Genomic DNA, 24,218 nt, shown 5'->3' with positions numbered 1-24,218 from the left:
GCGTAATTAATTCATTGCGAAATCTTAGCGAAGTGGGATAAAATACGCACAATTTTTCATTCACAAATTTTCGTAATTTAGACAGGAACAAAAATGACTGAAGTTCAAAACGAAGTTCAAACCACCGAAACACAAACGACAGAAAACGTAAAGTTAACGAATAATAAGGATATCATTACGTATTTAGCAGAAAAATTCCCATTATGTTTTTCTCTTGAAGGTGAAGCGAAACCATTAAAAATCGGTTTATTCCAAGATTTAGCCGAAGCGTTAAAAGATGATGAGTGTGTGAGTAAAACCCAATTGCGTCATGCCTTGCGCCAATATACTTCAAACTGGCGTTATTTGCATGGTTGCCGCTTAGGGGCAGAACGTGTTGATTTACAAGGCAATCCTGCTGGTATTTTAGAGCAAGAACATGCGGATCACGCAGCACAACAATTGGCAGAAGCAAAAGCAAAATTCGCAGAAAAACGTGCAGCAGAAAAAGCGGCAAAAGCCACTCAGAAAAAACGCCCAGCTCGTAAAGCTAACACACATAAAGCAGAGGGAAATAAACCTGCTCGTAAGCCAAAAACTCAGCCAGAATTAACCGCACTTGATTTCTCTTCTTTGGTTAAAGGGGCGAATGTAAAAGTCAAAGCGGGCGAAAATGCACAAAAAGCGGTAGTGCTTGATGTATTAAAAGAGTCGGCACGTGTCCAGTTAGAAAATGGATTAGTGATTAATGTCACAGCGGATCGCTTATTTGCATAATCAATTCATGCCCTGTTTTAACGGGGCGTATATACTCACATCGTGGGCTAAAATAAGCTCTACGATGTTTTTCTTTATTAGGAAAGTCCAAATATAAGGAAACTCAATGACGTTCAAATTTACCAAAACGCATATTGCCACCACTATTGCCACCCTTGTGTTTAGTGTCAATATCCTAGCTGTGCAACCTACAATTAAGGCAAACGAAATTTCAGTGTTACAGCCAACAGAAGAGAACTCGTTGGCGACTAAACGTGTCACCACACGTTTAACACAATCTCATTATCGTAAATTTCAATTAGATGATGAGTTTTCAAAATTGATTTTTGATCGTTACCTAGATTTCTTAGATTATAGCCACAATACGTTTATTGAATCCGACATTGCCGATTTACGCGCGAAATATGCACAGCAATTGGATAATGAATTGAATGAGGGTAAATTGGATGCCGCATTTGCCATTTATGATTTATTGGCAAAACGCCGTTACGAACGTTATGAATACGCATTGAGCTTACTTGATAAAGAACCTAATTTAACGACCAATGATCAAATTGAAATTGATCGTAAAAAAGCCGCATGGCCGAAAAATAAAGAAGAAGCAGATAAACTCTGGGAAGAGCGTGTCAAAAACGATGTTATTGTACTGAAATTAAAAGGCAAAACTTGGCCCGAAATTAAGAAAACATTAACAAAACGTTATAATTTAGCCATTCGTCGTTTAACGCAAGCGAAATCGGATGATATTACCCAAATGTTTTTAAATTCATTTGCGCGTGAAATTGATCCGCATACTAGCTATTTAGCACCTAGAACAGCGAAAAGTTTCAACGAAAGTATGAATTTATCCTTGGAAGGCATTGGTGCAACATTGCGTCAAGAAGATGATGAGACCATCATTCAATCTTTAGTGCCTGGGGCACCCGCTGACCGCAGCAAAAAACTCAAAGCGGGCGATAAAATTATCGGTGTCGGTCAAGCTACAGGTGAGATTGAAGATGTCGTGGGTTGGCGTTTAGAAGATGTGGTTGACAAAATCAAAGGGAAAAAAGGCTCAAAAGTTCGCTTAGAAGTTGAATCTGCCAAAGGCGGTAAAAGCCGTATCGTCACCCTTGTGCGCGATAAAGTGCGTATTGAAGATAGTGCCGCTAAATTAACCGTAGAAAAAGTGGACGGCGAAACGGTTGCCGTTATTAAAATTCCGTCATTCTACATTGGTTTAACCGCAGATGTTCGCAAATTATTAGCTGAAATGAAAGCGAAAAAAGCCACTTCGCTAATCATTGATTTGCGCGAAAACGGCGGTGGCGCATTAACCGAAGCGGTTGAACTCAGTGGCTTGTTTATTGCTGACGGCCCTGTTGTTCAGGTGCGTGATGCTTATAACCGTATTCGTGTTCACGAAGATCCAGATGATGCGCAGGTTTATTCTGGTCCATTATTAGTGATGATTAATCGTCATAGTGCTTCCGCATCAGAGATTTTCTCAGCGGCAATGCAAGATTACAATCGTGGAATCATTATTGGTCAAAATACCTTTGGTAAAGGTACGGTTCAGCAAAGCCGTTCATTGAATTTTGTTTATGATTTAGATCAGGATCCGCTCGGCTTTATTCAGTACACGATTCAAAAATTCTACCGCATCAATGGGGGAAGTACGCAAATGAAAGGTGTGGCACCTGATATTGCCTTCCCTGAAATCATTGATGCCAAAGAAACAGGCGAAGAGAAAGAAGATAATGCATTGCCTTGGGATAAAATTCCTGCTGCAATGTATTCCACAGCTGGAAGCGCACGCGATGCAGTGCCGACATTAGCGCAAAAACATAAAGAACGGATTGCGAAAGATCCCGAATTTATCGCGTTAAATGAAGAGCTTAAAGTGCGTGATGAGCGACGTGATCGTAAATTTGAAAGTTTAAACTTTGCGCAGCGTAAAGCGGAGAATGATAAAGATGATGCGCGTCATCTGAAAGATCTCAATGAACGCTTTAAACGTGAAGGCAAAAAACAATTAAAAAATATTGATGATTTACCAAAAGATTACGAAGCCCCTGACTTCTTCCTAAAAGAAGCGGAGAAAATGGCAGCAGATTGGGTAAAACTTCAGCAAACGAAACAAGCTCAATCTGGTGTTGTGGCAAAAGGCGACAAAGACGCTAAAGATGTTAAAAACACAGCAACAGATGTAAAAAATTAATGATTTTTTGACCGCACTTTATGAAGTTTATAAGGAAAAGTGCGGTTGATTTTTGGACTATTTTAATTAACTATCGGAAAACAGCAGAATGAAACATTCAACACGTTCATTTAAGTTTGCACCCTTAATGGTTTTAGTATCGGGGTTATGCACTAGTTGCACCATTTCAGATTATTTACCACACGATAAACCGCGCGAAAATATTGATGTTGCTGCCGCAAATCAAGAAATTGAGCAGCAAAAACAACTAAAAGCAGAAGCTAAAATTAGTGAAATTGTGGGAAACCATGAATTGCAATTCAAATCTGCGGTGGCAAAAATTTATGCAGATAATGAATATGGTAAATTATGGACCGATGCAAACGCAGAAAAACAATTTTTGCGCGAATATGCAGCAATGGTTGCAAGTGGCGTTTCTTTACGTTCTGCCCGTGCGTTAGACGCAATTAGTGCCGTTGAAGATAGCAAAGAGAGTATTGCTCATGATGTGTTGCTGACAGATGCATTTTTGGATTATATGTATTACAACCAAAATGTTGCCGCATCAGCGCAAGGCTGGCTTTATGCGGTCAATTCATATAAAGCAAGATTGCCAGAACAAGCGCAAATTGATGAATGGCTAAGTGCGGTCAAAAATAACCAAAGTTTAGCTTTTGTTAAATCTCTTTCTAAAGAAAATTCTCTTTATCATCAGACCATTGATCATATTGCATCAAGCCTTAATGGTGCAGGGAAAAGCTCAGCCATTGATTTAGCCAAACTAGCGATTAATGCGCAGCGTTTACGCGTCATTCCTGATTTTAACAACGGTTTATTCGTGAATATTCCAAGTTATCAGTTGAATTATTATCGTGACGGTCGCTTGGTGTTAAATTCTCGTGCGATTGTGGGGAAAAATGAACGCCGTACACCAGTTATGGCGAGTAAATTGAGCAATGTTGTGGTCAATCCACCTTGGAATGCACCAACGCGCTTGATAAATGAAGATATCGTTCCAAAAGTGAAACGGGATCCAGGTTATTTAGAGCGTAATGGTTACAGTATTCTTGATGGAAAAGGGAATGCCGTGAATCCATATAATATTAATTGGGATAGCATTGGCAAGAGATTCCCATATCGTATCCGCCAAGCCGCGGGCGATCATAGTGCATTAGGTCGCTTTAAATTTAATATGCCAAGTTCAGATGCTATTTATTTGCACGATACGCCAAACCATGCCTTATTTAATAAGAAAGATCGTGCGTTAAGTTCGGGCTGTGTGCGTGTGGATAAATCAGATGAGCTCGCCACAATCTTATTACAAGAGGCTGGATGGTCAATAGATAAAAAACAAAGCGTATTAGCCAGCAAGAAAACCACTTCTGTGCCAATTCGCTCGAATAATCCAGTTTATCTTTATTATGTCACAATTTGGGTAGAGAACGGCAAAGTTCACACATTGCCTGATATTTATGGCTATGATACGGCATTTAATGCAAATTTTGTGAACTGGAACACAGTTCGAAAATATCTTTAATGCTAGAATCAGCACGCTATAAATCATCTGCCTTAACAAAGAAATAAACGTGTAGAATAGGAATTTTTATGACTGAAATTAACCATAGTCGTCGTAAATGGTTATCACTAGGGGGGATTGCTCTTGGTGCTGCGGCTCTGCCTAATCAGCTACTTGCGACAGTTTCAACACCGAAACCTCGTATTTTACGTATGCGTAACATCAACACGGGTGAATATTTCAATTCTGAATTTAGTGCAGAAACGGGATTTTCATCGGGGATTTTGCGTCAGCTAGATTGGTTTTTGCGTGATAAACGTAATGATCAAGTTCATCGCATGGATCCGAATTTATTTAGTAAACTTTACCGTATTCAAAGTGCAGTAGGATTGCGCAATGCAGAGATCCAAATTATCTGTGGCTATCGTTCTGCTGCGAGCAATGCGGCGATGCGCCGCCGTAGTCGTGGTGTGGCGAGTAATAGTTTCCACATAAAAGGACAAGCGATTGATTTCCGAATTGATGGTGTCGCGCTTTCTAAAGTGCGTCAAGCCGCACAAAGTTTGAATAATGGCGGGGTAGGCTATTATCCGAATAGTAATTTTGTGCATGTCGATACAGGTCCTGTTCGCACTTGGCGTGGCAGCTAAAATTTTCTTGCTAGGTCATAACAATAATGCCATAGCGAAAACTAAGCAAAAATATTGTATTTTTGACCGCACTTTCGGTGCGGTTTTTATTTATGTTATGTGAGTGAAATATGAATATTGAAATTATCCCCGTTACTGCATTTCAACAAAATTGTTCCTTAATTTGGGATGATGAAAAAAATGCAGCGATTATTGATCCCGGTGGTGATGCGCCGAAATTAATTAAGCGTATTGAAGAATTAGCGTTAAATTTGCAAGGCATTTTATTAACTCACGGACATTTAGATCACGTGGGTGCAGCCCCAAAATTAAAAGCTCATTTTAATGTGGAGATTCTAGGTCCACATAGCGCAGATGAATATTGGTTTAAGGCGCTGCCGCAACAATCGCAGAAATTTGGTTTATTTGAAGTGGACAGCTTTCTGCCAGATCGCTGGTTAGATCAAGATAAGCAAATGCTTGATATTGCAGGTTATCAGTTTGAAGTCTTACACCTGCCTGGACATACACCGGGGCATGTCGGATTTATTGAGCATAATCAGAAAGTGATGTTTACAGGAGATGTGTTGTTTAAGCAAAGCATTGGGCGCACTGATTTCCCTGGCGGCAATCATGAAGAACTATTGGCTTCCATTCGCAACAAATTATACAGCTTGCCTGATGATATGATTGTGATTGCAGGCCATGGTCCACATACCACAATAGGGCAGGAAAAAGCGCAAAACCCATTTGTACGTTAGCTTACCGTTCAATGGGGAACCAAAAACGATTTAGATAGTCTTAGCACTGGGCAATACGCCCTGTTATTTTTATCATTAAGGATCTAAAATGAAAGCATTAAAATCTCTTTTAACATTAAGCATTGGTTTAGCTATTTCTGCAGCGACATTTGCCGCGGAAAATCCCATGAGCAATATGAAAGATGTAGCGAAATCCGTTGCTACCGAAAAAACGGATAGCGTGAAAGCGAAAGTAGCAGATAAAATGACTACTGCCAAAACATCAACAACAGAAAAAGTAAAAGCTTCTGTTGCAGATAAAGTGTCAGCAACTAAAGAAAAAGCGAGTTCGGTAAAATCATTTGCTGCGGATAAAGTTTCTTCTGCGAAAGAAAAAGCAAGCTCAGCGAAATCTGCGGCAACAGACAAAATCTCGTCAGCCAAAGAGAAAATGGCTTCGACTAAATCATCAATGGCAGATAAATTGGATTCAGCCAAAGAGAAAGCAAGTTCAGCAAAATCATCAGCAAAAAATGCAGTAGCGGATAAAGTCAGTGCAACAAAATCTGCGGTTAGCCCGTCTTCAAAAGTGAATATCAATACGGCAGATGCAAAAACCTTGCAATCATTAGGTGGCATTGGTGAAGCTAAAGCGCAAGCGATTATTGATTATCGTAATAAAGTAGGCAAAATCAAAGACTTATCTGAATTATTAGAAGTTTCAGGAATCGGCGAGGCAACCCTTGAAAAAGTAGCACCTTACGTAAAATTTTAATTTTTGAAATTTACTTAAAGTTGACCGCACTTTTTAAAGTGCGGTTATTTTTTTGCAAGTTTTATCGGATAGGTGTGTATAATTGCGCCGAATTGTTTAATCTCTATGCGAAAAAACGCGAAATTAAAATTTTCTGCAAAAAAGAGTTGACGAGTGGGCGTGTAATCCGCATAATACGCTCCGCAAAGCCGATGACGGTAACGCAATATTAAAAATAACAGTGGCTACATAGCTCAGCTGGTTAGAGCACAACACTCATAATGTTGGGGTCGCAAGTTCGAATCTCGCTGTAGCCACCAAATTATTTTTATATCTTGTTGCGGAAGTGGCGAAATTGGTAGACGCACCAGATTTAGGTTCTGGCGCCTGTGCGTGTGGGTTCAAGTCCCTCCTTCCGCACCATTTCATTAGCTTGCAGTCAAATAGTGTTTGGGGTATCGCCAAGCGGTAAGGCACCGGGTTTTGATCTCGGCATCCCTAGGTTCGAATCCTAGTACCCCAGCCATCTATTCTAACTTCTTCTTATCTCACAAAACATTTCAGTTGGGGTATCGCCAAGCGGTAAGGCACCGGGTTTTGATCTCGGCATCCCTAGGTTCGAATCCTAGTACCCCAGCCATTATTTCCAAAATTTTCAATTTTTTGACCGCACTTTGCGTTATTTCTATCTATTTTCAAAATTCTATTTGTAAAACTATTTTAAATCGGTAAAATCCTGTATTAGTTTTGAAACGTTGTAAATTTTACTGGAAATAATTATGAACACGCAATCTTCTTCATGGAAATCGAAATTTTCTGCGCTTGGTCCCGGTATTTTAATGGCATCCGCCGCCGTTGGTGGCTCGCACATTATTATGTCAACGCAAGCAGGGGCCATGTATGGCTGGCAACTTGTGGGCTTAATTATTCTCGCGAATCTGTTCAAGTATCCTTTTTTCCGTTTTGGTGCGCAATATACGCTGGATAGTGGGAAAACCTTATTGGAAGGCTATCAAGAAAAAGGGCGTTTTTATTTGTGGCTTTTCTTTGTATTAAATGTGGTGGCAACAATTGTGAATACCGCTGCGGTGGGCTTGCTTTGCGCGGCTATTTTAACCTTCGTGCTGCCTGTTCCTGTGCCAGTACCAACCTTAAGTTTAATCGTGATTGTCGTCACCACAGGTATTTTGTTATTAGGCAAATATCGTATTTTAGACAGCCTATCTAAATTAATTATGATTGCTTTAACGGTAACCACTGTGGCTGCGGTGATCATTGCTTTTATGCGTAATGGCGTGAATGGTGTGGCTCAGCCTGATTTTGTTGCGCCTTCACCGTGGAATTTAAGCCCACTCGGCTTAGGTTTTATTGTAGCTTTAATGGGGTGGATGCCTGCCCCTATTGAGATTTCAGCAGTGAATTCAATGTGGGTACAAGCTAAACGCCGTTTCACCAAAATTTCTCATCAAGATGGCGTGTTAGATTTTAACGTAGGCTTTATTGGCACAGCCGTGTTGGCTTTAGTTTTTGTCGCACTAGGCGCGCTGGTTCAATTCGGCTCGGGCGAACAAGTAGAAATGGCGAATGGTGGCAAATATATCGCTCAGCTCATTAATATGTATGCCTCTACAATTGGAGATTGGGCACGCGATTTAATCGCATTTATCGCATTTATGTGTATGTTTGGCACCACAATCACTGTAATTGATGGCTATTCTCGTGCAAATGTAGAAAGTCTGCGTTTATTACTTAACCGCAAAGAAAGCACGCCACGTTATTTAAATATGGCTTTTGTTGTGGCAGCTTTATCGGGTTTAGCTTTAATCTTTTATTTTAATAATGCAGTTAAACCGATGCTTAATTTTGCGATGATTGCCTCATTTGTTTCTGCGCCTTTATTTGCATGGTTGAATTTATCCCTTGTATTAAAAGGCGAATATCGTGTGCGTGGCGCTTTACTCTGGCTTTCAATCGCAGGGCTAATTTTCTTAATCGGCTTTGCTTTGCTCTTTATCATAAACCGATTAGGTTGGATTGTGTAAAGTGCGGTCAGAAATGGCATGGTTTTGAAAATCCCAGCGGCTAGGCTGGGATTTTTCGTTTTAGAATAATTGGTATAAGGCAATGATTAATGGCATCGTGATGACACAAAGAAGCGTCGTCACACCATAAATAGCACTCGATTTTTGTGCATCTTTACCATAAACCAACGCCATTTGGGTAACGGTTGCGGCAGCTGGGCTGATCGTGGCTAAAAAGCTAATCATCGCAATGGTTTCCCCATTTTCCGCATAATTCGCGAACCCGCAAAGTTTGATGATCACCATTAAACTTAATGGAATCACGATCAAACGGAGCAGCGTCACTAAATAAATACGGCGCGAAGATAAAATCGTGCGAATCGGGATCGAGGCAATTAACATCCCCGCAATCAGCATTGCATTAGGGCCGATAAACGAGCCTACTGCGGTCATCGTTCCTTGAATAATGTGAGGCAATTTAATCTGAAAAGCGAAAAGGGTGGCACCAATAATAATTGACCAAATATTGATATTTTTCATAATGCTACGCAAGGGAATAGCCCCTTTCCCACAAATGATCGTGCGGCAATGGGTCCAAAATAAAAAGGTTTGTACAACGATAAAACAAGTGGCATAAATCACCCATTGTTGCCCAAACATTGCCATGACCAACGGAATAATTAAATTGCCCGAATTGGAGTAAATGGAAGCCGCGTGTTCAATTGGATCTAATTTGAGCAATTTTTTTAGCACCATTCCCGTGATGATTAAAATAATATGCAAAATCACAGCCATCACGAGCGAAAGTAGCAAGCCGCGCAATAATTCTGGGCTGTAATCAATTTGGAAGGCGTTAATCATCACAGCTGGGCTGATAATATAAAGCCCAATAATGGAAAGTGGATAGCTATCTTTAGAGGCTAATAATTTGCTTTTCACAAGCAAATAACCCAGTAATACGATAATGGTGAGCTCGGTAATTTTACTGGTGAGTATAAAGGCAATTTCCATAATCTTGTCCTGTGTCAATTTAGTATTCTATTTTAGTGAGAAATCACAAATAAAAAAACGACCGAATTACAAAATTTGTTATAATTCTTCAAAATTATTTATAATTTGACCGCACTTTATCTCAACGGCATTAGGGAGCATTATGTCACTTCAATTTAATTCCATTGCGCTATTATTGGTTGTTCTCATTTTACTCGGCGTATTGGGGAATAACAGCTCGATCACCATTTCTGCAGCAATATTATTATTAATGCAACAAACATTCCTGTCTAAATATATCCCATTTGTTGAAAGAAATGGCTTAAATATTGGCATTATTATCCTTACCATTGGGGTATTAGCGCCGATTGTAACAGGCAAGGTGCCACTTCCTAATTTCTCTGCTTTATTACATTGGAAAATGTTTTTGGCTTTAGCGGTGGGCATGCTGGTAGCTTGGTTTGCTGGACGCGGAGTCAATTTAATGGGCACGCAGCCTATTTTACTCACAGGGCTGATGATTGGCACCGTGGCAGGCGTGGCTTTTCTAGGCGGTATTCCTGTGGGGCCATTAATCGCCGCAGGGATTTTGTCTTTAGTGCTCGGCGTGAAATAACCGCAAGTTTCATCATAAAATTGCGGTATTTTCACCGCACTTTTATGAATAACCGAAAATGATCGCCACTGTCGCCGTGCTAAAAATACGAAATTTCAAGCGGTTATAAATGGGTTTTATTTTTTCGCAGTGGCTCATTTCGCCTATAATAAAACATTTCTAACAATCTATAATCTTTAATGTGATTGCAATCACCTTTTCCTCAAGTGAATTATGCATAAAGTAATGAAAAAAACTGAATTTAATGCCATTCAAAAAACATTATTTTCACAGCTAAACGATATGATGATTATTGATCAGCGCCGTTTAGCCGCTCGAATCAAAGGCTTAAGTCAAATTAAAAAAGCAGAAAGCCAACAAGCTGTTGCCGCAGAAATCCAAAGCCAAATTCAGCTGGCAAAAGCACGTTTGGAACAGCGAAAAAGTGCGGTCAAAAATCCGATCATTTTTCCTGAAAGCCTGCCCGTTAGTCAGCGCAAAGCGGAAATTCAAAAACTGATTGCGGAAAACCAAGTCGTGGTTATCGCAGGGGAAACGGGCTCGGGAAAAACAACGCAGTTGCCGAAAATGTGCTTGGAGTTAGGGCTTGGGCAAAAAGGCTTGATTGGGCACACCCAGCCACGCCGTATTGCCGCGCGTTCGGTTGCCACTCGCATTGCCGAAGAGTTGCAAACTGAATTGGGCGGCTTAGTTGGTTATAAAGTGCGTTTTAACGACCAAATGAGCGAACAAACGCAAATAAAATTGATGACAGACGGGATTTTGCTCGCTGAAATTCAAACAGATCATTTTTTAAATCAATATGATACGCTGATTATTGACGAAGCTCATGAACGTTCACTCAATAACGACTTTATCTTGGGCTATTTAAAACAATTATTGCCACGCCGTCCCGATCTGAAAGTGATCATCACTTCTGCCACCATTGATGTAGAACGCTTTTCAACGCATTTTAACAATGCGCCGATCATCGAAGTGTCAGGGCGAACTTATCCTGTGGAAGTGCGTTATCGCCCCCTTGCGGAAATGTCAGAAGAAAATGAACAAGATCAGCTGCAAGGCATTTTGAATGCGGTGGACGAATTGCAAGCAGAAGGGCGAGGCGATATTTTGGTTTTTCTCAGTGGAGAACGTGAAATTCGCGATACTGCAGAAGCTTTAGAAAAACAAAACCTAAAACATACGGAAATTTTACCACTCTTTGCGCGACTTTCTGCTCAAGAACAGAATAAAATTTTCCACCCTAACGGATTAAACCGCATTGTGCTTGCCACAAATGTGGCGGAAACCTCATTGACTGTGCCTGGGATCAAATATGTGATTGACCCCGGCACCGCACGCATTTCTCGTTATAGTTATCGCACCAAAGTGCAACGTTTGCCGATTGAGCCAATTTCTCAAGCATCTGCCAATCAGCGCAAAGGGCGTTGTGGACGGGTATCTGAAGGCATTTGTATTCGCCTTTATTCAGAAGACGATTTTAATAGCCGCCCTGAATTTACCGATCCTGAAATTTTACGCACCAATTTAGCATCGGTAATTTTGCAAATGACGGCGCTGAACCTTGATGACATTGAAGCCTTTCCTTTTGTCGATGCGCCGGATAAGCGCCATATTCAAGACGGCGTGAAATTGTTGGAAGAATTGGGTGCCTTTGAATGGCGTTCTGACGCATCCGCTTCAACCAAATCCCATACTCGCCGTAAATTAACCCAAACGGGGCGTCAATTAGCGCAATTACCCGTGGATCCAAGGTTGGCTAAAATGCTGCTAAGTGCGGTCAAATTTGGCTCAGTTTATGAAGTAATGATTATTGTGGCGGCACTTTCTATCCAAGATCCGCGCGAACGTCCACAAGAAAAACAACAAGCCAGTGATGAAAAACATCGCCGTTTTGCGGATAAAAAATCAGATTTCTTGGCATTTTTGAATCTGTGGAATTACATTCAAGAACAGCAAAAAGCATTGAGCAAAAATCAATTTCGCCGTTTGTGTCAAAAAGAATTTTTAAATTATTTACGCATTCGAGAATGGCAAGATATTTATCATCAAATTCGCCTTACCGTGCGAGAAATGGGCTTGCCGATTAATTCAGAACCTGCGGAATATCAGCAAATTCACAGCGCACTTTTAAGCGGATTGCTATCACACATTGGCTTGAAAGAAAGCGAGAAACAAAGCTATCTCGGCGCGCGCAATGCGCATTTTTCCATTTTCCCTAATTCAGTGCTTTTCAAAAAACAACCTAAATGGCTAATGGCGGCTGAACTGGTGGAAACCTCAAAATTGTGGGGGCGAATGGTGGCTGAAATCGATCCTGAATGGATTGAGCCTTTAGCGACACATTTAGTCAAAAGCAGCTATGCGGAGCCACGCTGGTCGAAATCTCGTGGGCAAGTGATTGCCGATGAAAAAGTGAGCCTGTACGGCGTACCGATTGTGGCAAATCGCCCTGTGAATTTTGGTGCCATTGATCCGCAAACAAGCCGCGAAATTTTCATACAATCTGCTTTAGTGGAAGGAAATTGGAACACTCGTCATAAATTTTTCTTTGAAAATCAAAAGTTAATCCAAGAAGTGGAAGATTTGGAGCACAAATCTCGCCGCCGTGATATTTTGGTGGATGATCGCGCCTTGTTTGAATTTTATGACGAGCGAATTAGCGCAGATGTGGTGTCGCAAAAACATTTCGATAGTTGGTGGAAAAGTGCGGTTAAAAAAGATCCTGAATTGCTCAATTTTGAAAAATCATTCTTGATGAATGATGAGGCGCAAAAAGTGAGCCAATTGGATTTCCCAAACTGGTGGCACCAAGGCAATTTGAAATTAAAACTCACTTATCAATTTGAGCCGGGGACGGACGCAGACGGTGTCACGGTGCATATTCCATTGCCATTGCTCAATCAAATTGAAATGCAAGGATTCGACTGGCAAATTCCAGGGCTACGACAAGAATTGGTCGTTTCCTTGATTAAGGCATTGCCGAAAGCTTTACGCCGAAATTTTGTGCCAGCGCCGAATTATGCCGAGGCATTTTTAGCGCGGGTTACCCATTTTGATAAACCGCTCACGGAAACCTTGAGCCACGAATTACGCCGTATGACAGGGGTAAACGTGGATGGGGACGAATGGAAATTTGATGAAATTGCACCGCACTTGCGTATGACATTCCGAGTGATTGATGACAAGGGCAAAAAAATTGCAGAAAGTATGAATTTAGATGAGCTTAAATTCAGCTTGAAAGATCGTGTACAGCAAAGTATTTCTGCGGTGGCAGATGACGGCATTGAGCAATCGGGGATTCATATCTGGAATTTTGATGCCTTGCCGCAAGTATTTGAACAGAAAAAGCAAGGGTTCACCGTCAAAGCTTTCCCTGCGATTACTGATGAAAAAGAAGCGGTGGGCATTAAATTGTTTGAAACAGAATATGAACAGGCTGTGGCAATGCAACAGGGGTTGCGCCGCTTGATTTTGCTCAATGTGCCATCGCCCATTAAATATTTGCACGAAAAATTGCCAAATAAATCTAAACTCGGTTTATATTTCACACCATTTGGCAAGGTGATGGATCTCATTGATGATTGTATCGCTTGCGCTGTGAATAAATTGATTGCGGATTTTGGCGGCTTTGTCTGGAATGAACAAGATTTTGCTAAATTGCGTGATTTTGTGCGTGAAAACCTCAACGAGATCACCGTGGATATTGCACAACAAGTGGAACAATTGCTGACACTCACCTTTGAAATCAATAAACGTCTGAAAGGCAAAATGGATTTCACCATGGCATTTGCGCTGTCGGATATAAAATTCCAAATCGCGGGCTTAATTTATCCTGGTTTTGTGGAAAAAACGGGTTATACACGTTTAGCGGACATTCAGCGTTATTTGCAAGCCATAGATAAACGTATGGATAAGCTCGCCCAAGATGTCAACCGTGATCGAGCGGCAATGCTGCGCGTAGAGCAATGCCAACAGGCGTATCAACAATTACTGGCAAAACTCCCTAAATCGAAACCCCATAGCGCTGAAGTGTTGGAGATCCGCTATATGATCGAAGAACTGCGAGTGAGCTTATTTGCCCAGCAGCTAGGCACCAAATACCCAATTTCAGATAAAAGGGTGTTGAATGCTATTCAGACGGTGTCATAAAGGGGGGATACGCGATCTGTGCTTAGATATGCATTACATAAATTATCCTTTACCCATAAACTAATATTATTTAGGTAATAATGAAATATATTTATTTTCTTCCAACGGACTATAAAACTCATCAATCTTACTTAATAAAGCTCCAAAATCTAAATTAGAAATTAAGCTAAACTCATCTGTATTTAATCCAGTATTAGGTAAGTATTGGTAATCATTAAAATGATAAAAATCATCTTTTTTAACCAAAATACTTTCTCTGATTGTATTTGTTTTAGAAATCAAACAAATATATTGGAAATCTTTATCAATATAGCGTGTTTGATTGCTAGGGTGAGCCATACTAAAATGTTGATTTGGCGTAATAGCAATCAGATTTTCTATAAAATCCGCAATCGTTGGAAATTCATTTTGCGGGAAAATGTGATGTATTTGTGTCGCTTTGACTTTTTCAGTAATAAACTTAATTTCAGATAATCCAATATTAAATTTATCATTGTATTTGCGTACTGCCTTTTTGGCTTTATTGATTGCATAAAGAGCCATTTTTTCGGTTTTGGTCTCGGCTAATTCTGGTTTATATTCATTTCGAGTTAATGCTTTATCTTTACCACTCAATTCATCACGCCAATTTAAACGGTTATATTGCAAATCTGATAATAAAATCGTGTTTTTAGATAAATAACCTTTGATTGTACCTTTCTTTTTTAGCTTAAATGCTAATGGGTTAAGTATTTTAGTAAAAATTCGTCCACATTCGGTCCCCCCATTGATTTTAGTATATTTAATTGTAAAATCAGAAAAATATTTCTTAATTTGATAAAAACTATTGGTCGTTTGAGTGTTAAAAAATGCATCAAATTCAGCGTGTAAACCGCTATCTTTTAATACTTTTGTAATATACAAATACAAAAAATTTAATGCATTTTGCTCACGCATAGCAATATATTGCAGTAACTCCAAATGATTGATAGTATAAATATAGCGATTATCTTTTTTGGTTTCAGTCAATATCTTACTATAGGCTAAAAGTTTAATAGGTTGACCAAAGAATTTATCATATTCATTTTGTGCCTTTTTATTGTTCACATCAGGTTTTGAAAAAATATCAATAACATTATCTTTAGCATATTCACTATTCCAAATATCTTTAACCGTAAAGATTTTTGTAGTGTCATCTTGGATAAATTCATCAATACAATCAGCAATAATGCACAATACGTCGTGAGTGCATTTTTGGTCTATCCAGCGAGCATTTCCTGTTTTTCTGACATCATAGTCAGATTTATTTAAAAAATTTTCGATATCTGTCGTTTGCATAGTTTATCCTTGATAAATACCGAACCAATAAACGCTTGCATTATCAATATTTAATGATCGAGTTTGATGGTTACGGGCGATTTTATAAAACTTGCAATATTCATCGCTTGCAATATATGCCATTTGTCTATGCGATAATTTTATATCGTTTTTGGGGGTTAAAATGGCGACCGAACCATTGACCACATAGCCTTTTGATTTTTTCATCAATCTGGGTTTATAAGTCATATTGGGTGTCATATACACATCATCACGGTTAAGAAATTTTGCAACTGCCATTGATTGTAATAGTGCATTGTCAATAAATGCATCATATTGTTCAATATCTATCAATACCGTACCCGTATCATCAATATTTCTTGATTTAACAATACGAATATCAGTATTAGACTTCTTTGTTAATGACGAATTACTGTTGGTAATTTGCCTATCTCTGAATACATCAAACTGACCAAAAATCATTTTACTTGCCACATCATCAAAAAAATCATCACGATAAATCACCCAATATGGTAATTTTTCATCAAAAATATAGTTTTTAGGTTGTAATTTTTCTATATTTTCTATCAGAGAATGTACTTTAACAAAATTAGTTTTATCTACTTTTGAAATCAAAATATTGATTGTTTCAATCAATACACCTTTAAATCCTTTTTCGCCAATATCTAAAATTTTTAATATGGAATATTGACTCAATAATTGCCGTGTTAAAGCATATTCAGGTGTATTGAGTAGATTTTTGGGCATAACAAATGACACATAATCTGCCATTGTTAGAGCTTTTTCTAAAAAAAACTCTGCTAGATTGGTCGCTTGCTTGTTGTAGTTACTGGTTAAATAAGTGGTAATTGTTTGAGTGCTTAACTTGATAAAAGGAGGATTACCAATAATTAAATCTATAGTTTTATCAGTTGTAAAATCCATAAAGTCTTGACAAACAAACTCAATAGACACATTACTTGGTAAGTATTTTTTATCATACAAAACCTTTAACACATCTATCATTTCACTATCAATATCAATCACAATCAGATTGATTTTTTTGACATTTTGTTGACATCCTCCCCGCCCTAAAGGACGGGGATTCCTACTAGTGCCCATTGCAAGCAATGGGCTACTCTCGGTGGGTTCTTGTTGCTGACTTCTAATGAAGTTCACTTCACAAGCTCTACGGGCATGTCCTGCCCTGACATTTTATTACGCGTGGACGATAGCTCGCCCACGCCCCAATACATTTAACGCTCCAACCACATCGGCATTTTCTGTATAGCCACATTCTACACACTCAAAATTAGCCTGTGTTTGGCGATTTTCTTTTGCTACATGACCACAACAAGGGCAAGTTCGACTGGTATTTTGCGGTGGCACTGCCACTAAAAATCCACCTTGCCATTGCGTTTTGTAATCCAACTGACGGCGAAACTCAAACCAAGATTGATCTAATATCGCTTGGTTCAAGCCTGATTTTGCAGCAACATTTTTGCCTGGTGCTTCCGCCGTACCTTTGGCTGATTTTGACATATTTGACACCTGCAAATCTTCAATATAGATCATGGCGTGGTTTTTGCTGATTTTGCTTGAAGTCTGATGCAAGAAGTCTTTGCGACAATTGGCAATTTTATGGTGCAGTTTGGCGATTTTCGCCTTTAATTTCTGCCAGTTTTGACTAAATTTAACCTTATTCTTAAGTTGGCGTTGGAGTTTTGCCAATTTGCCTTTGTAGGTTTTAAAGGCGTTTAATGGTTCAAAAAATTCACCGCTTGAAAGCGTGGCAAAACGTGCAACGCCCATATCAATACCGATTTCACCGCCTTTATGTGTCGGGATTTCGTACTCAAATTCAGTTTGAATACTGACAAAATAGTGACCGCACTTTTGGCTGACGGTAACATTTTTGATTTCACCAACGATACCTCGGCTGTTGCGATAGCGAACCCAGCCAATCTTTGGCAGATACAAGCGGTTATTTTGTTGCTCTAATTTGCAACCTTGTGGAAAGCGAAAACTCTCTTTTAAACCTTTTTTCTTAAATTTTGGGAACTCTGCTCGCTGTTGAAAGAAATTTTTAAACGCACTTTCTAGGTCTTTTAAAGACTGTTGAAGCACTTGAGAATGGCATTCTTTTAGCCAAACTAATTCTTTTTTCCATTGTGGAAGCAAGTTGGCGATTTTGGTGTAACTGAACTTAAAGCTGTTATCTTGCTCGTATTGTTCATTTTGCCAAGCCAATGCCCGATTGAACACAAAACGAGAGCAACCACAGAACTGTTTAATTCTGCGGATTTGGTTGCCGTTTGGCATTATCTTGAACTTAAAGGCTTTGCGTAGTTGCATTGACAAGGTTTAGAATGTAAATTTTCAACATTTTACACTTGGTCTATGCAAAAAGAAACAGAAATTAGACATGGTAGACATTGTGTTTTTAATATGCATGTTCACTTAGTCTTTGTAACAAAATATCGCCGTGATGTTTTTACGAAAGCTATTTTAGACGAACTCAAATTGATTTTTGAAAGCGTCTGCAATGATTTTAAAGCAAAATTAGTTGAATTTGACGGCGAAGACGATCACGTTCATTTACTTGTGGAATACCCGCCGAAAGTGGCTGTATCTACACTTGTGAACAGTTTAAAAGGCGTATCAAGCCGAATGATTAGGAAGAAAAACTATCCGAATATTCGCAAAAAACTTTGGGGTAATCAGCTTTGGTCTCCGTCTTATTTTGCAGGGAGTTGTGGTGGCGCTCCAATTTCCATTATTCGCCAATACATTGAGCAACAACAAACACCTGATTAGTTAGGTTTGAAACGGCTTACGCCGTTTGTGCCTTATATCTCCGCCCTGAAGGACGGAGTTTTACGGCACATAATCTGATAAAAAAGCGTGGTTGAATATGCTTAACCATCGATACACTTTGCACGATTAAACTATTACGGTTTAAATCTTTGTCGTTTTTCTTATGATTAGCAACACTCATACCTTGACAAGGTGGCGTTGCAATCACAACATCAACCCTATCATTACCCAATTTGTGCCATTTATCCATTTCTTGATAAATAGCTTGCTTGGTTGTTTGGTCTTGAATATCGCCTTGAATATAGCCTGTTTCAAAACGGCATTTTTGATTAATTTTTTGGATGTTTAATCGTCTAAACTCAATTTCATTGGTTGCAATACAAGCAAAACCAGCTTGTTTAAAGCCAAAACAGCCAACTCCTGCGGATGAAAATAGGCTAATATAAGTTAATTGCTGACCTATCATGAAGAATTCCTAAGATAAATTTATAACTAAACAATTTTATTGTATTTTCAAATTCAATTAAATTTGATATAAGCGAATATTTCGAATTTTTAGTCTAAAAACATATTTACTCTCTCATTTCACTTATCATAGGTGCGGTGGAAAAATAATATTTCTAAAATTCACCGTTTTTAACCGCACTTTTATATTTTGGCCTGCTATGTTTTAGCCTACCGCAGGGGGTAAATAGCCAAGTTGGATGAAGAACGGAATCAGCATAATAATCACGCCTGCAATGAGTGCGATGATTAGTGCGCTGTTGCCGCCAATTACGCGGTATGGCAGGTTAGGGTGTTGCTTACGCGCTTTCCAAGCTAAGCCGATAGGGAGTAGCATTCCGTAGAAAGCGAAGAGCAAGCCTGCGTAACCGAGAGCGATGATAAAGCCGTTTGGATAGAAAAGGGCGAATAAAATTGGCGGCACAAAGGTAATGAGTGCGAGCCAAGTACGGTTTGCAGGCAAGCGAACGCGTTTGAGTAGGTCATTGGCGCATTCAAAGATACCCATCGCGACCCCTAAGAATGACGTGATCAGAGCAAGAACGGAGAATAAACGCACCATTTCGCCTAAAATACTGCTGCCAGTAATTTGGGTTGTGGCGGTGACCAATCCGTTCAAGGTTGGATCTTGTTTTAAAATCGCAGTAAATTCCCCTTGGCTTAAAACGCCGTGGGTGGCGAGTTGCCATAGTAAATAAGCAATCAGAGGAATGGCGGTGCCGATATAAATCGCGATACGAATTTTGCGAATATCTGCGTCTAAATAAGTGTTAATACTCGCCATAATCACGTGGAAGCCGAAAGCGGTGAAGAAAATTGGAATGGCTGAAATTACCATTAAATTATCCAAAGGCACTGCGGTGAGATTCGCCAATTGCGCTTTTGGCAACATCATGACTAACACGGCGATGAAGACGATGATTTTTCCGATAAATAATAAACGAGTGAGCCCATCGACAGATTGGATGCCGACAACAACAAAAGCGCCGAGAATAACGGTAAAAATGAGAATGCTGATTTTTAAGGTGGTATCGGGGCTGCCTAATTCAGGCATAATCCCTGCCAGCAATGAGCCGCCGCCAGTGATATAAGCGGAAAGTAATGCATAAAGCAAAATCAGTAAACTGAGGGTGGCAGAAATGCGCCCGCCCATACCAAAATATTGTTCTGCCAAACTGGCGACGCCCACATCTTGGCGCGGCGCGGTTTGATACACTTCCATAAACAGCAAGCCTGTGTAGGCAAGTAGCGCCCAAAGTGCGATTAATAATAATGCAGTTGCAGCAAAGCCCATTCCCGCAGAGGTTAATGGCATCGCAAGCATGCCTGCGCCAATCGTTGTACCAGCGATCATCAGTGCGCTGCCTAAGATTTTATTTTTCATTGTAGCTATTGAGATAAAAAGTGGAAAAGGTTTTTAATTCTAACCAAAGTTTAGTAGAGAAGATAGGGGCAATTTAAAGTGCGGTCTAAAAAATGCAAATTTTATTGTGATCATAGGCATATTTTATTGGAAAATCATTATAGAGAAATTAAAAATAATGGATTTTTTGACCGCACTTATCAGGTAAAAAACAATAGAAAAGGCGACCGATGTCGCCCTTATTTTTACTCGTATTTGAACTAGATTTTACAAGCACCGCCTGCACAACCATCGTCCATATCGGTTTGTTCGTCGTCTGCACCGTCACGGGTATTTTGGTAGTAAAGGGTTTTTAAACCAAATTTATAGGCGGTGAGCAAGTCTTTAAGCAACACTTTCATTGGCACTTTACCGTCTTCAAAACGCTGTGGATCGTAGTTAGTATTGGCTGAAATAGCTTGGTCAACGAATTTTTGCATAATCCCCACAAGGTGCAAATAGCCGTCCATATTTGGCATATCCCATAACAATTCATAGTTTTCGCCTAAGGTTTCGTAATCAGGCACAACCTGTTTTAAGATACCGTCTTTTGATGCTTTCACACTAATATGCCCGCGCGGTGGTTCAATACCGTTAGTGGCGTTAGAAATTTGTGAAGAGGTTTCTGACGGCATTAACGCGGTTAATGTTGAGTTACGCAAACCGTGGGTTTTGATTTCTTCGCGTAAGGTTTCCCAATCATAATGCAAAGGTTCGCTAGTGATACTATCAATATCTTGTTTATAGTGATCGATAGGCAAAATACCTTGCGCATAACGGGTTTCAGCAAATAATTCACACGGACCTAATTCTTTTGCCAAATTCATTGAGGCTTTCAATAAATAATATTGAATGGCTTCAAAGGTGCGGTGAGTGAGATTATTGGCACTGCCATTTGAATAACGCACATTATTTTTCGCTAGGTAATAAGCATAGTTGATCACGCCAATCCCTAATGAACGGCGACCTAATGAGCTACGGCGAGCAGCTGCAACAGGGTAGTCTTGGTAATCAAGCAGAGCATCTAAGGCACGGACTGCAAGATCGGCAAGATCTTCTAGTTCATCAAGGTTTTCAATTTTGCCTAAGTTAAATGCTGATAAAGTACAAAGCGCAATTTCACCATTTTCATCGTGGAAATGTTGTAATGGCTTGGTTGGCAAGGCAATTTCTAAACATAAGTTTGATTGACGCACTGGCGCAACAAGCGGATTAAACGGTGAATGCGTATTACAGTGATCCACATTCTGAACATAGATACGCCCTGTTGACGCACGTTCTTGCATTAACAATGAGAATAAATCCACGGCTTTAACGGTGCGTTTGCGAATATCGGGATCTTGCTCATATTGGAGATAAAGCTGCTCAAATTTATCTTGATCCGCAAAGAAAGCTTCGTAGAGCCCCGGCACATCTGATGGACTAAATAATGTAATATTTCCGCCTTTGATTAAGCGTTGATACATCAATTTGTTTAACTGAACACCGTAATCCATATGACGGACACGGTTATCTTCCACGCCGCGGTTATTTTTTAGCACAAGCAAACTTTCCACTTCTAAATGCCAAAGTGGATAGTAAACCGTTGCCGCACCGCCACGCACACCGCCTTGAGAACAAGATTTTACCGCGGTTTGGAAATATTTATAGAATGGAATACAGCCTGTATGGAACGCTTCGCCACCACGAATTGGGCTACCCAAAGCACGAATTGCCCCTGCATTCACCCCAATACCTGCACGTTGCGATACATATTTTACAATCGCCGATGCGGTTGCATTGATTGAGTCTAAGCTATCGCCACACTCAATTAATACACAAGAGCTAAATTGGCGTGTTGGTGTTCGCACGCCAGCCATAATAGGGGTCGGTAGTGAGATTTTGAATGTTGAAGTCGCATCATAGAAACGGCGAATATAATCCAAACGGGTTTCTTTTGGATATTTTGAGAACAAACTCGCGGCAACTAATAAATACAAGAATTGCGCAGACTCATAAATTTCGCCTGTTACACGGTTTTGTACTAAATATTTTCCTTCAAGCTGTTTTACAGCGGCATAAGAGAAGGTCATATCACGCCAGTGGTCAAGGAAATGATCCATTTCATCCCATTCTTCACGGGTGTAATCCACTAAAAGTGATTGATCATATTTGCCCATTCTCACTAATTTTTTAACTTGTTCATACAAGCGAGGTGGCTCGAATTGACCATAGGCTTTTTTGCGTAAATGGAATATAGCCAAACGCGCAGCTAAATATTGATAGTCTGGCGCATCTTTGCTAATTAAATCTGCCGCAGCTTTAATGATGGTCTCGTGAATGTCTGACGTGCGGATGCCTTCATAAAACTGGATATGTGAACGCAATTCAACTTGCGAAACTGAGACATTTTCCAAGCCTTCCGCCGCCCAGGTGATCACGCGGTGGATCTTATCTAAATCAATGGGCTCAAGTTTCCCGTCACGCTTTGTGACCATCAATGATTTATTCATATTTCTGCCTATGTATTCCTTAATTAAAACACTATATATAGGGATTATCCTAAAAACCGACACAAGATACGGTGAAATTAGCAAAAGATCAAGTGCAAATTTTTCATTCAGATTATTGACAGAAAATAACTAATTATCATTAAAGGAATTTTTGTTTGTATAAAAATTTTCCACTGCACGGCACATTAAAGTGCGGTCAAAATTTGATAAATTTTGTGATCTGTCTCGCATATTTTTATTTTCCTTATGGAGTGAAATAAAGAGGGTGCTATACTCGTTTCAGCAAAATAATGATTAAAGGATTAGCCATGAAATTAGAAGAACTTGCAAAACTTGCTGGCGTTTCTCGCACCACAGCAAGTTATGTTGTAAATGGAAAAGCGAAGAAATATCGCGTGAGCGATCGCACAATAGAGCGTGTGCAAGCGTTAATAAAAGAATATGATTTTAAACCCAATGCAATGGCGGCGGGCTTGCGAGCAGGGAAAACCCATACAATCGGTATGATCATTCCCGATTTTGAAAATGTTAGTTATGCGAAAATTGCCAATTTATTGGAAAATCGTTGCCGTGAAAAAGGCTATCAGCTGCTGCTCACCTGTTCAAACGACAACGCGAATAATGAAATGGATTGTGCCAAACATTTATTTCAACGTCAGGTTGATGCCTTAATTGTGTCCACCAGCTTGCCCGCCAATAGCCAGTTTTATCGTCAATATCCCACCGTTCCCGTGATTGGTTTTGACAGACGTATTGATTGTGAAAATATCCAAAATGTATTGACGAATGATGTTAGCGATGCGCGCCATCTCGCCCTAAATTTACTTGAACGAAAAGAGTATCAGCGGATTTTATTCTTTGGGGCATTGCCAGATTTAACCATGAGCCAACAACGTGAAGCAGGATTTAGAGAAGCGTTAAAAGATGAGATTGAAAAAGCCAGTTTTCTTTATTCGCCAGAGTTTAAAAAGGACATCGCGGCGGAACAGTTTGCCCATTGGTTGTCGCAAAATCCATTGCCCGATGCCATTTACACCACATCATTAACCTTGTTACAAGGTGTGTTGGAGGTATTATTACAACAACAAAAACGCATTCCCGAAGATCTCGTTTTTGCAACATTTGGCGAAAGTGAATTAGTGGAATTGCTTGCCAACCCCGTGGTATGTAGCGTGCAGGATCACAACGCCATTGTGCAAACTTTACTTGAATTAGCGATCCCGAGTAAAGACAAAAAAATTCCCGTCACTACTGAAAAAGTGATTCGGCGCATTCGCCATCATCATTGGTAAAATCCATTTGAGATAAAAACATCTAAGTGCGGTCAAAAATTTAGCAGTTTTTGACCGCACTT

General features: G+C 39.8%; 18 protein-coding genes and 4 tRNA genes. 15 read left to right on the top strand and 7 right to left on the bottom strand.

Translation table 11 applies throughout. The annotated features are described in order from the left end of the window. The first annotated feature begins 93 nt into the window (after positions 1-93). From proQ to C8D76_RS03195, 11 genes are all read left to right on the top strand, one after another. On the top strand, positions 94-756 hold the full coding sequence (proQ, locus tag C8D76_RS03245) for an RNA chaperone ProQ (protein ID WP_116631374.1): 663 nt from the start codon (positions 94-96) through the stop codon (positions 754-756). A 106-nt stretch (positions 757-862) separates the two neighbouring features. Continuing rightward, entirely contained in the window at positions 863-2,956 is a 2,094-nt protein-coding gene (gene prc, locus C8D76_RS03240) for a carboxy terminal-processing peptidase (RefSeq protein WP_116631373.1), read from the top strand. An 88-nt stretch (positions 2,957-3,044) separates the two neighbouring features. Further along, on the top strand, positions 3,045-4,472 hold the full coding sequence (locus tag C8D76_RS03235) for a L,D-transpeptidase family protein (protein WP_116631372.1): 1,428 nt from the start codon (positions 3,045-3,047) through the stop codon (positions 4,470-4,472). Positions 4,473-4,540: 68 nt separating this feature from the next. Next, positions 4,541-5,101: a peptidoglycan L,D-endopeptidase MepK gene (gene mepK / locus C8D76_RS03230; protein WP_116631371.1), complete on the top strand. Its 561-nt coding sequence runs from the start codon at positions 4,541-4,543 to the stop codon at positions 5,099-5,101. 110 nt (positions 5,102-5,211) lie between these two features. Then, positions 5,212-5,841, top strand: coding sequence for an MBL fold metallo-hydrolase (locus tag C8D76_RS03225; RefSeq protein ID WP_116631370.1), 630 nt, complete (start codon positions 5,212-5,214; stop codon positions 5,839-5,841). 88 nt (positions 5,842-5,929) lie between these two features. Continuing rightward, positions 5,930-6,595 (top strand): ComEA family DNA-binding protein, encoded by a 666-nt coding sequence (locus tag C8D76_RS03220; RefSeq protein ID WP_116631369.1) that lies wholly within the window; start codon positions 5,930-5,932, stop codon positions 6,593-6,595. A 222-nt stretch (positions 6,596-6,817) separates the two neighbouring features. Further along, positions 6,818-6,894 (top strand) — tRNA-Met (locus tag C8D76_RS03215). Positions 6,895-6,914: 20 nt separating this feature from the next. After that, positions 6,915-6,997: transfer RNA gene (locus tag C8D76_RS03210), tRNA-Leu, on the top strand. A 28-nt stretch (positions 6,998-7,025) separates the two neighbouring features. Continuing rightward, positions 7,026-7,100 (top strand) — tRNA-Gln (locus C8D76_RS03205). A 39-nt stretch (positions 7,101-7,139) separates the two neighbouring features. Beyond that, positions 7,140-7,214: transfer RNA gene (locus tag C8D76_RS03200), tRNA-Gln, on the top strand. A gap of 139 nt (positions 7,215-7,353) precedes the next feature. After that, positions 7,354-8,616: an Nramp family divalent metal transporter gene (locus tag C8D76_RS03195; RefSeq protein WP_116631368.1), complete on the top strand. Its 1,263-nt coding sequence runs from the start codon at positions 7,354-7,356 to the stop codon at positions 8,614-8,616. 60 nt (positions 8,617-8,676) lie between these two features. Here C8D76_RS03195 and C8D76_RS03190 read toward each other — a convergent pair whose 3' ends face one another. After that, positions 8,677-9,606 carry an AEC family transporter gene (locus C8D76_RS03190; protein WP_116631367.1) on the bottom strand — a complete coding sequence of 310 codons (930 nt, stop codon included), beginning with the start codon at positions 9,604-9,606 and terminating at the stop codon, positions 8,677-8,679. Positions 9,607-9,748: 142 nt separating this feature from the next. Between C8D76_RS03190 and C8D76_RS03185 the strand changes: the two genes are divergently transcribed. Both C8D76_RS03185 and hrpA read left to right on the top strand, forming a co-directional pair. Next, positions 9,749-10,201, top strand: coding sequence for a DUF441 domain-containing protein (locus C8D76_RS03185; RefSeq protein ID WP_116631366.1), 453 nt, complete (start codon positions 9,749-9,751; stop codon positions 10,199-10,201). A 225-nt stretch (positions 10,202-10,426) separates the two neighbouring features. Then, on the top strand, positions 10,427-14,353 hold the full coding sequence (hrpA, locus tag C8D76_RS03180; protein WP_423802740.1) for an ATP-dependent RNA helicase HrpA: 3,927 nt from the start codon (positions 10,427-10,429) through the stop codon (positions 14,351-14,353). Between the two features lie 66 nt (positions 14,354-14,419). On the opposite strand, the gene C8D76_RS03175 is transcribed toward hrpA, so the two are convergent. Genes C8D76_RS03175 through C8D76_RS03165 form a run of 3 tightly spaced genes read right to left on the bottom strand, consistent with a single transcriptional unit; the run spans position 14,420 to position 18,004 of the window. After that, positions 14,420-15,670 (bottom strand): restriction endonuclease, encoded by a 1,251-nt coding sequence (locus C8D76_RS03175; protein ID WP_116631364.1) that lies wholly within the window; start codon positions 15,668-15,670, stop codon positions 14,420-14,422. Between the two features lie 3 nt (positions 15,671-15,673). Next, on the bottom strand, positions 15,674-16,828 hold the full coding sequence (locus C8D76_RS03170; protein WP_207774993.1) for an Eco57I restriction-modification methylase domain-containing protein: 1,155 nt from the start codon (positions 16,826-16,828) through the stop codon (positions 15,674-15,676). A 39-nt stretch (positions 16,829-16,867) separates the two neighbouring features. After that, positions 16,868-18,004, bottom strand: a complete 1,137-nt coding sequence (locus C8D76_RS03165) for an RNA-guided endonuclease InsQ/TnpB family protein (RefSeq protein WP_116631362.1) — start codon at positions 18,002-18,004, stop codon at positions 16,868-16,870. A gap of 45 nt (positions 18,005-18,049) precedes the next feature. Here C8D76_RS03165 and tnpA point away from each other — a divergent pair, with 45 nt between their 5' ends. After that, on the top strand, positions 18,050-18,466 hold the full coding sequence (tnpA, locus tag C8D76_RS03160; protein ID WP_039083471.1) for an IS200/IS605 family transposase: 417 nt from the start codon (positions 18,050-18,052) through the stop codon (positions 18,464-18,466). A 16-nt stretch (positions 18,467-18,482) separates the two neighbouring features. On the opposite strand, the gene C8D76_RS03155 is transcribed toward tnpA, so the two are convergent. The 3 genes from C8D76_RS03155 to nrdA form a co-directional block, all read right to left on the bottom strand. Beyond that, positions 18,483-18,932 (bottom strand): DNA cytosine methyltransferase, encoded by a 450-nt coding sequence (locus C8D76_RS03155; protein ID WP_207774992.1) that lies wholly within the window; start codon positions 18,930-18,932, stop codon positions 18,483-18,485. 204 nt (positions 18,933-19,136) lie between these two features. After that, positions 19,137-20,354 carry an aromatic amino acid transport family protein gene (locus tag C8D76_RS03150; protein WP_116631361.1) on the bottom strand — a complete coding sequence of 406 codons (1,218 nt, stop codon included), beginning with the start codon at positions 20,352-20,354 and terminating at the stop codon, positions 19,137-19,139. Between the two features lie 239 nt (positions 20,355-20,593). Then, entirely contained in the window at positions 20,594-22,864 is a 2,271-nt protein-coding gene (nrdA, locus tag C8D76_RS03145; RefSeq protein ID WP_116631360.1) for a class 1a ribonucleoside-diphosphate reductase subunit alpha, read from the bottom strand. Between the two features lie 308 nt (positions 22,865-23,172). Between nrdA and cra the strand changes: the two genes are divergently transcribed. Continuing rightward, positions 23,173-24,156 (top strand): catabolite repressor/activator, encoded by a 984-nt coding sequence (gene cra / locus C8D76_RS03140; RefSeq protein ID WP_116631359.1) that lies wholly within the window; start codon positions 23,173-23,175, stop codon positions 24,154-24,156. Positions 24,157-24,218: the final 62 nt, after the last annotated feature.

The sequence above is a fragment of the Alitibacter langaaensis DSM 22999 genome (genome assembly GCF_003096995.1).
In the GTDB taxonomy this organism is placed as follows: Bacteria; Pseudomonadota; Gammaproteobacteria; order Enterobacterales; family Pasteurellaceae; genus Exercitatus; species Exercitatus langaaensis.
This window is presented reverse-complemented; position numbering and strand designations above follow the sequence as displayed.

Excerpts from the sequence above, each read along its gene's own strand:
- C8D76_RS03155 (WP_207774992.1), bottom strand. The coding sequence starts at position 18,932 with ATGATAGGTCAGCAATTAACTTATATTAGCCTATTTTCATCCGCAGGA.
- C8D76_RS03190 (WP_116631367.1), bottom strand. The coding sequence starts at position 9,606 with ATGGAAATTGCCTTTATACTCACCAGTAAAATTACCGAGCTCACCATT.
- tnpA (WP_039083471.1), top strand. The coding sequence starts at position 18,050 with ATGCAAAAAGAAACAGAAATTAGACATGGTAGACATTGTGTTTTTAAT.
- mepK (WP_116631371.1), top strand. The coding sequence starts at position 4,541 with ATGACTGAAATTAACCATAGTCGTCGTAAATGGTTATCACTAGGGGGG.
- hrpA (WP_423802740.1), top strand. The coding sequence starts at position 10,427 with ATGAAAAAAACTGAATTTAATGCCATTCAAAAAACATTATTTTCACAG.
- nrdA (WP_116631360.1), bottom strand. The coding sequence starts at position 22,864 with ATGAATAAATCATTGATGGTCACAAAGCGTGACGGGAAACTTGAGCCC.
- prc (WP_116631373.1), top strand. The coding sequence starts at position 863 with ATGACGTTCAAATTTACCAAAACGCATATTGCCACCACTATTGCCACC.
- C8D76_RS03220 (WP_116631369.1), top strand. The coding sequence starts at position 5,930 with ATGAAAGCATTAAAATCTCTTTTAACATTAAGCATTGGTTTAGCTATT.
- C8D76_RS03185 (WP_116631366.1), top strand. The coding sequence starts at position 9,749 with ATGTCACTTCAATTTAATTCCATTGCGCTATTATTGGTTGTTCTCATT.
- proQ (WP_116631374.1), top strand. The coding sequence starts at position 94 with ATGACTGAAGTTCAAAACGAAGTTCAAACCACCGAAACACAAACGACA.
- C8D76_RS03175 (WP_116631364.1), bottom strand. The coding sequence starts at position 15,670 with ATGCAAACGACAGATATCGAAAATTTTTTAAATAAATCTGACTATGAT.
- C8D76_RS03165 (WP_116631362.1), bottom strand. The coding sequence starts at position 18,004 with ATGCAACTACGCAAAGCCTTTAAGTTCAAGATAATGCCAAACGGCAAC.
- C8D76_RS03235 (WP_116631372.1), top strand. The coding sequence starts at position 3,045 with ATGAAACATTCAACACGTTCATTTAAGTTTGCACCCTTAATGGTTTTA.
- C8D76_RS03225 (WP_116631370.1), top strand. The coding sequence starts at position 5,212 with ATGAATATTGAAATTATCCCCGTTACTGCATTTCAACAAAATTGTTCC.
- C8D76_RS03150 (WP_116631361.1), bottom strand. The coding sequence starts at position 20,354 with ATGAAAAATAAAATCTTAGGCAGCGCACTGATGATCGCTGGTACAACG.
- cra (WP_116631359.1), top strand. The coding sequence starts at position 23,173 with ATGAAATTAGAAGAACTTGCAAAACTTGCTGGCGTTTCTCGCACCACA.
- C8D76_RS03195 (WP_116631368.1), top strand. The coding sequence starts at position 7,354 with ATGAACACGCAATCTTCTTCATGGAAATCGAAATTTTCTGCGCTTGGT.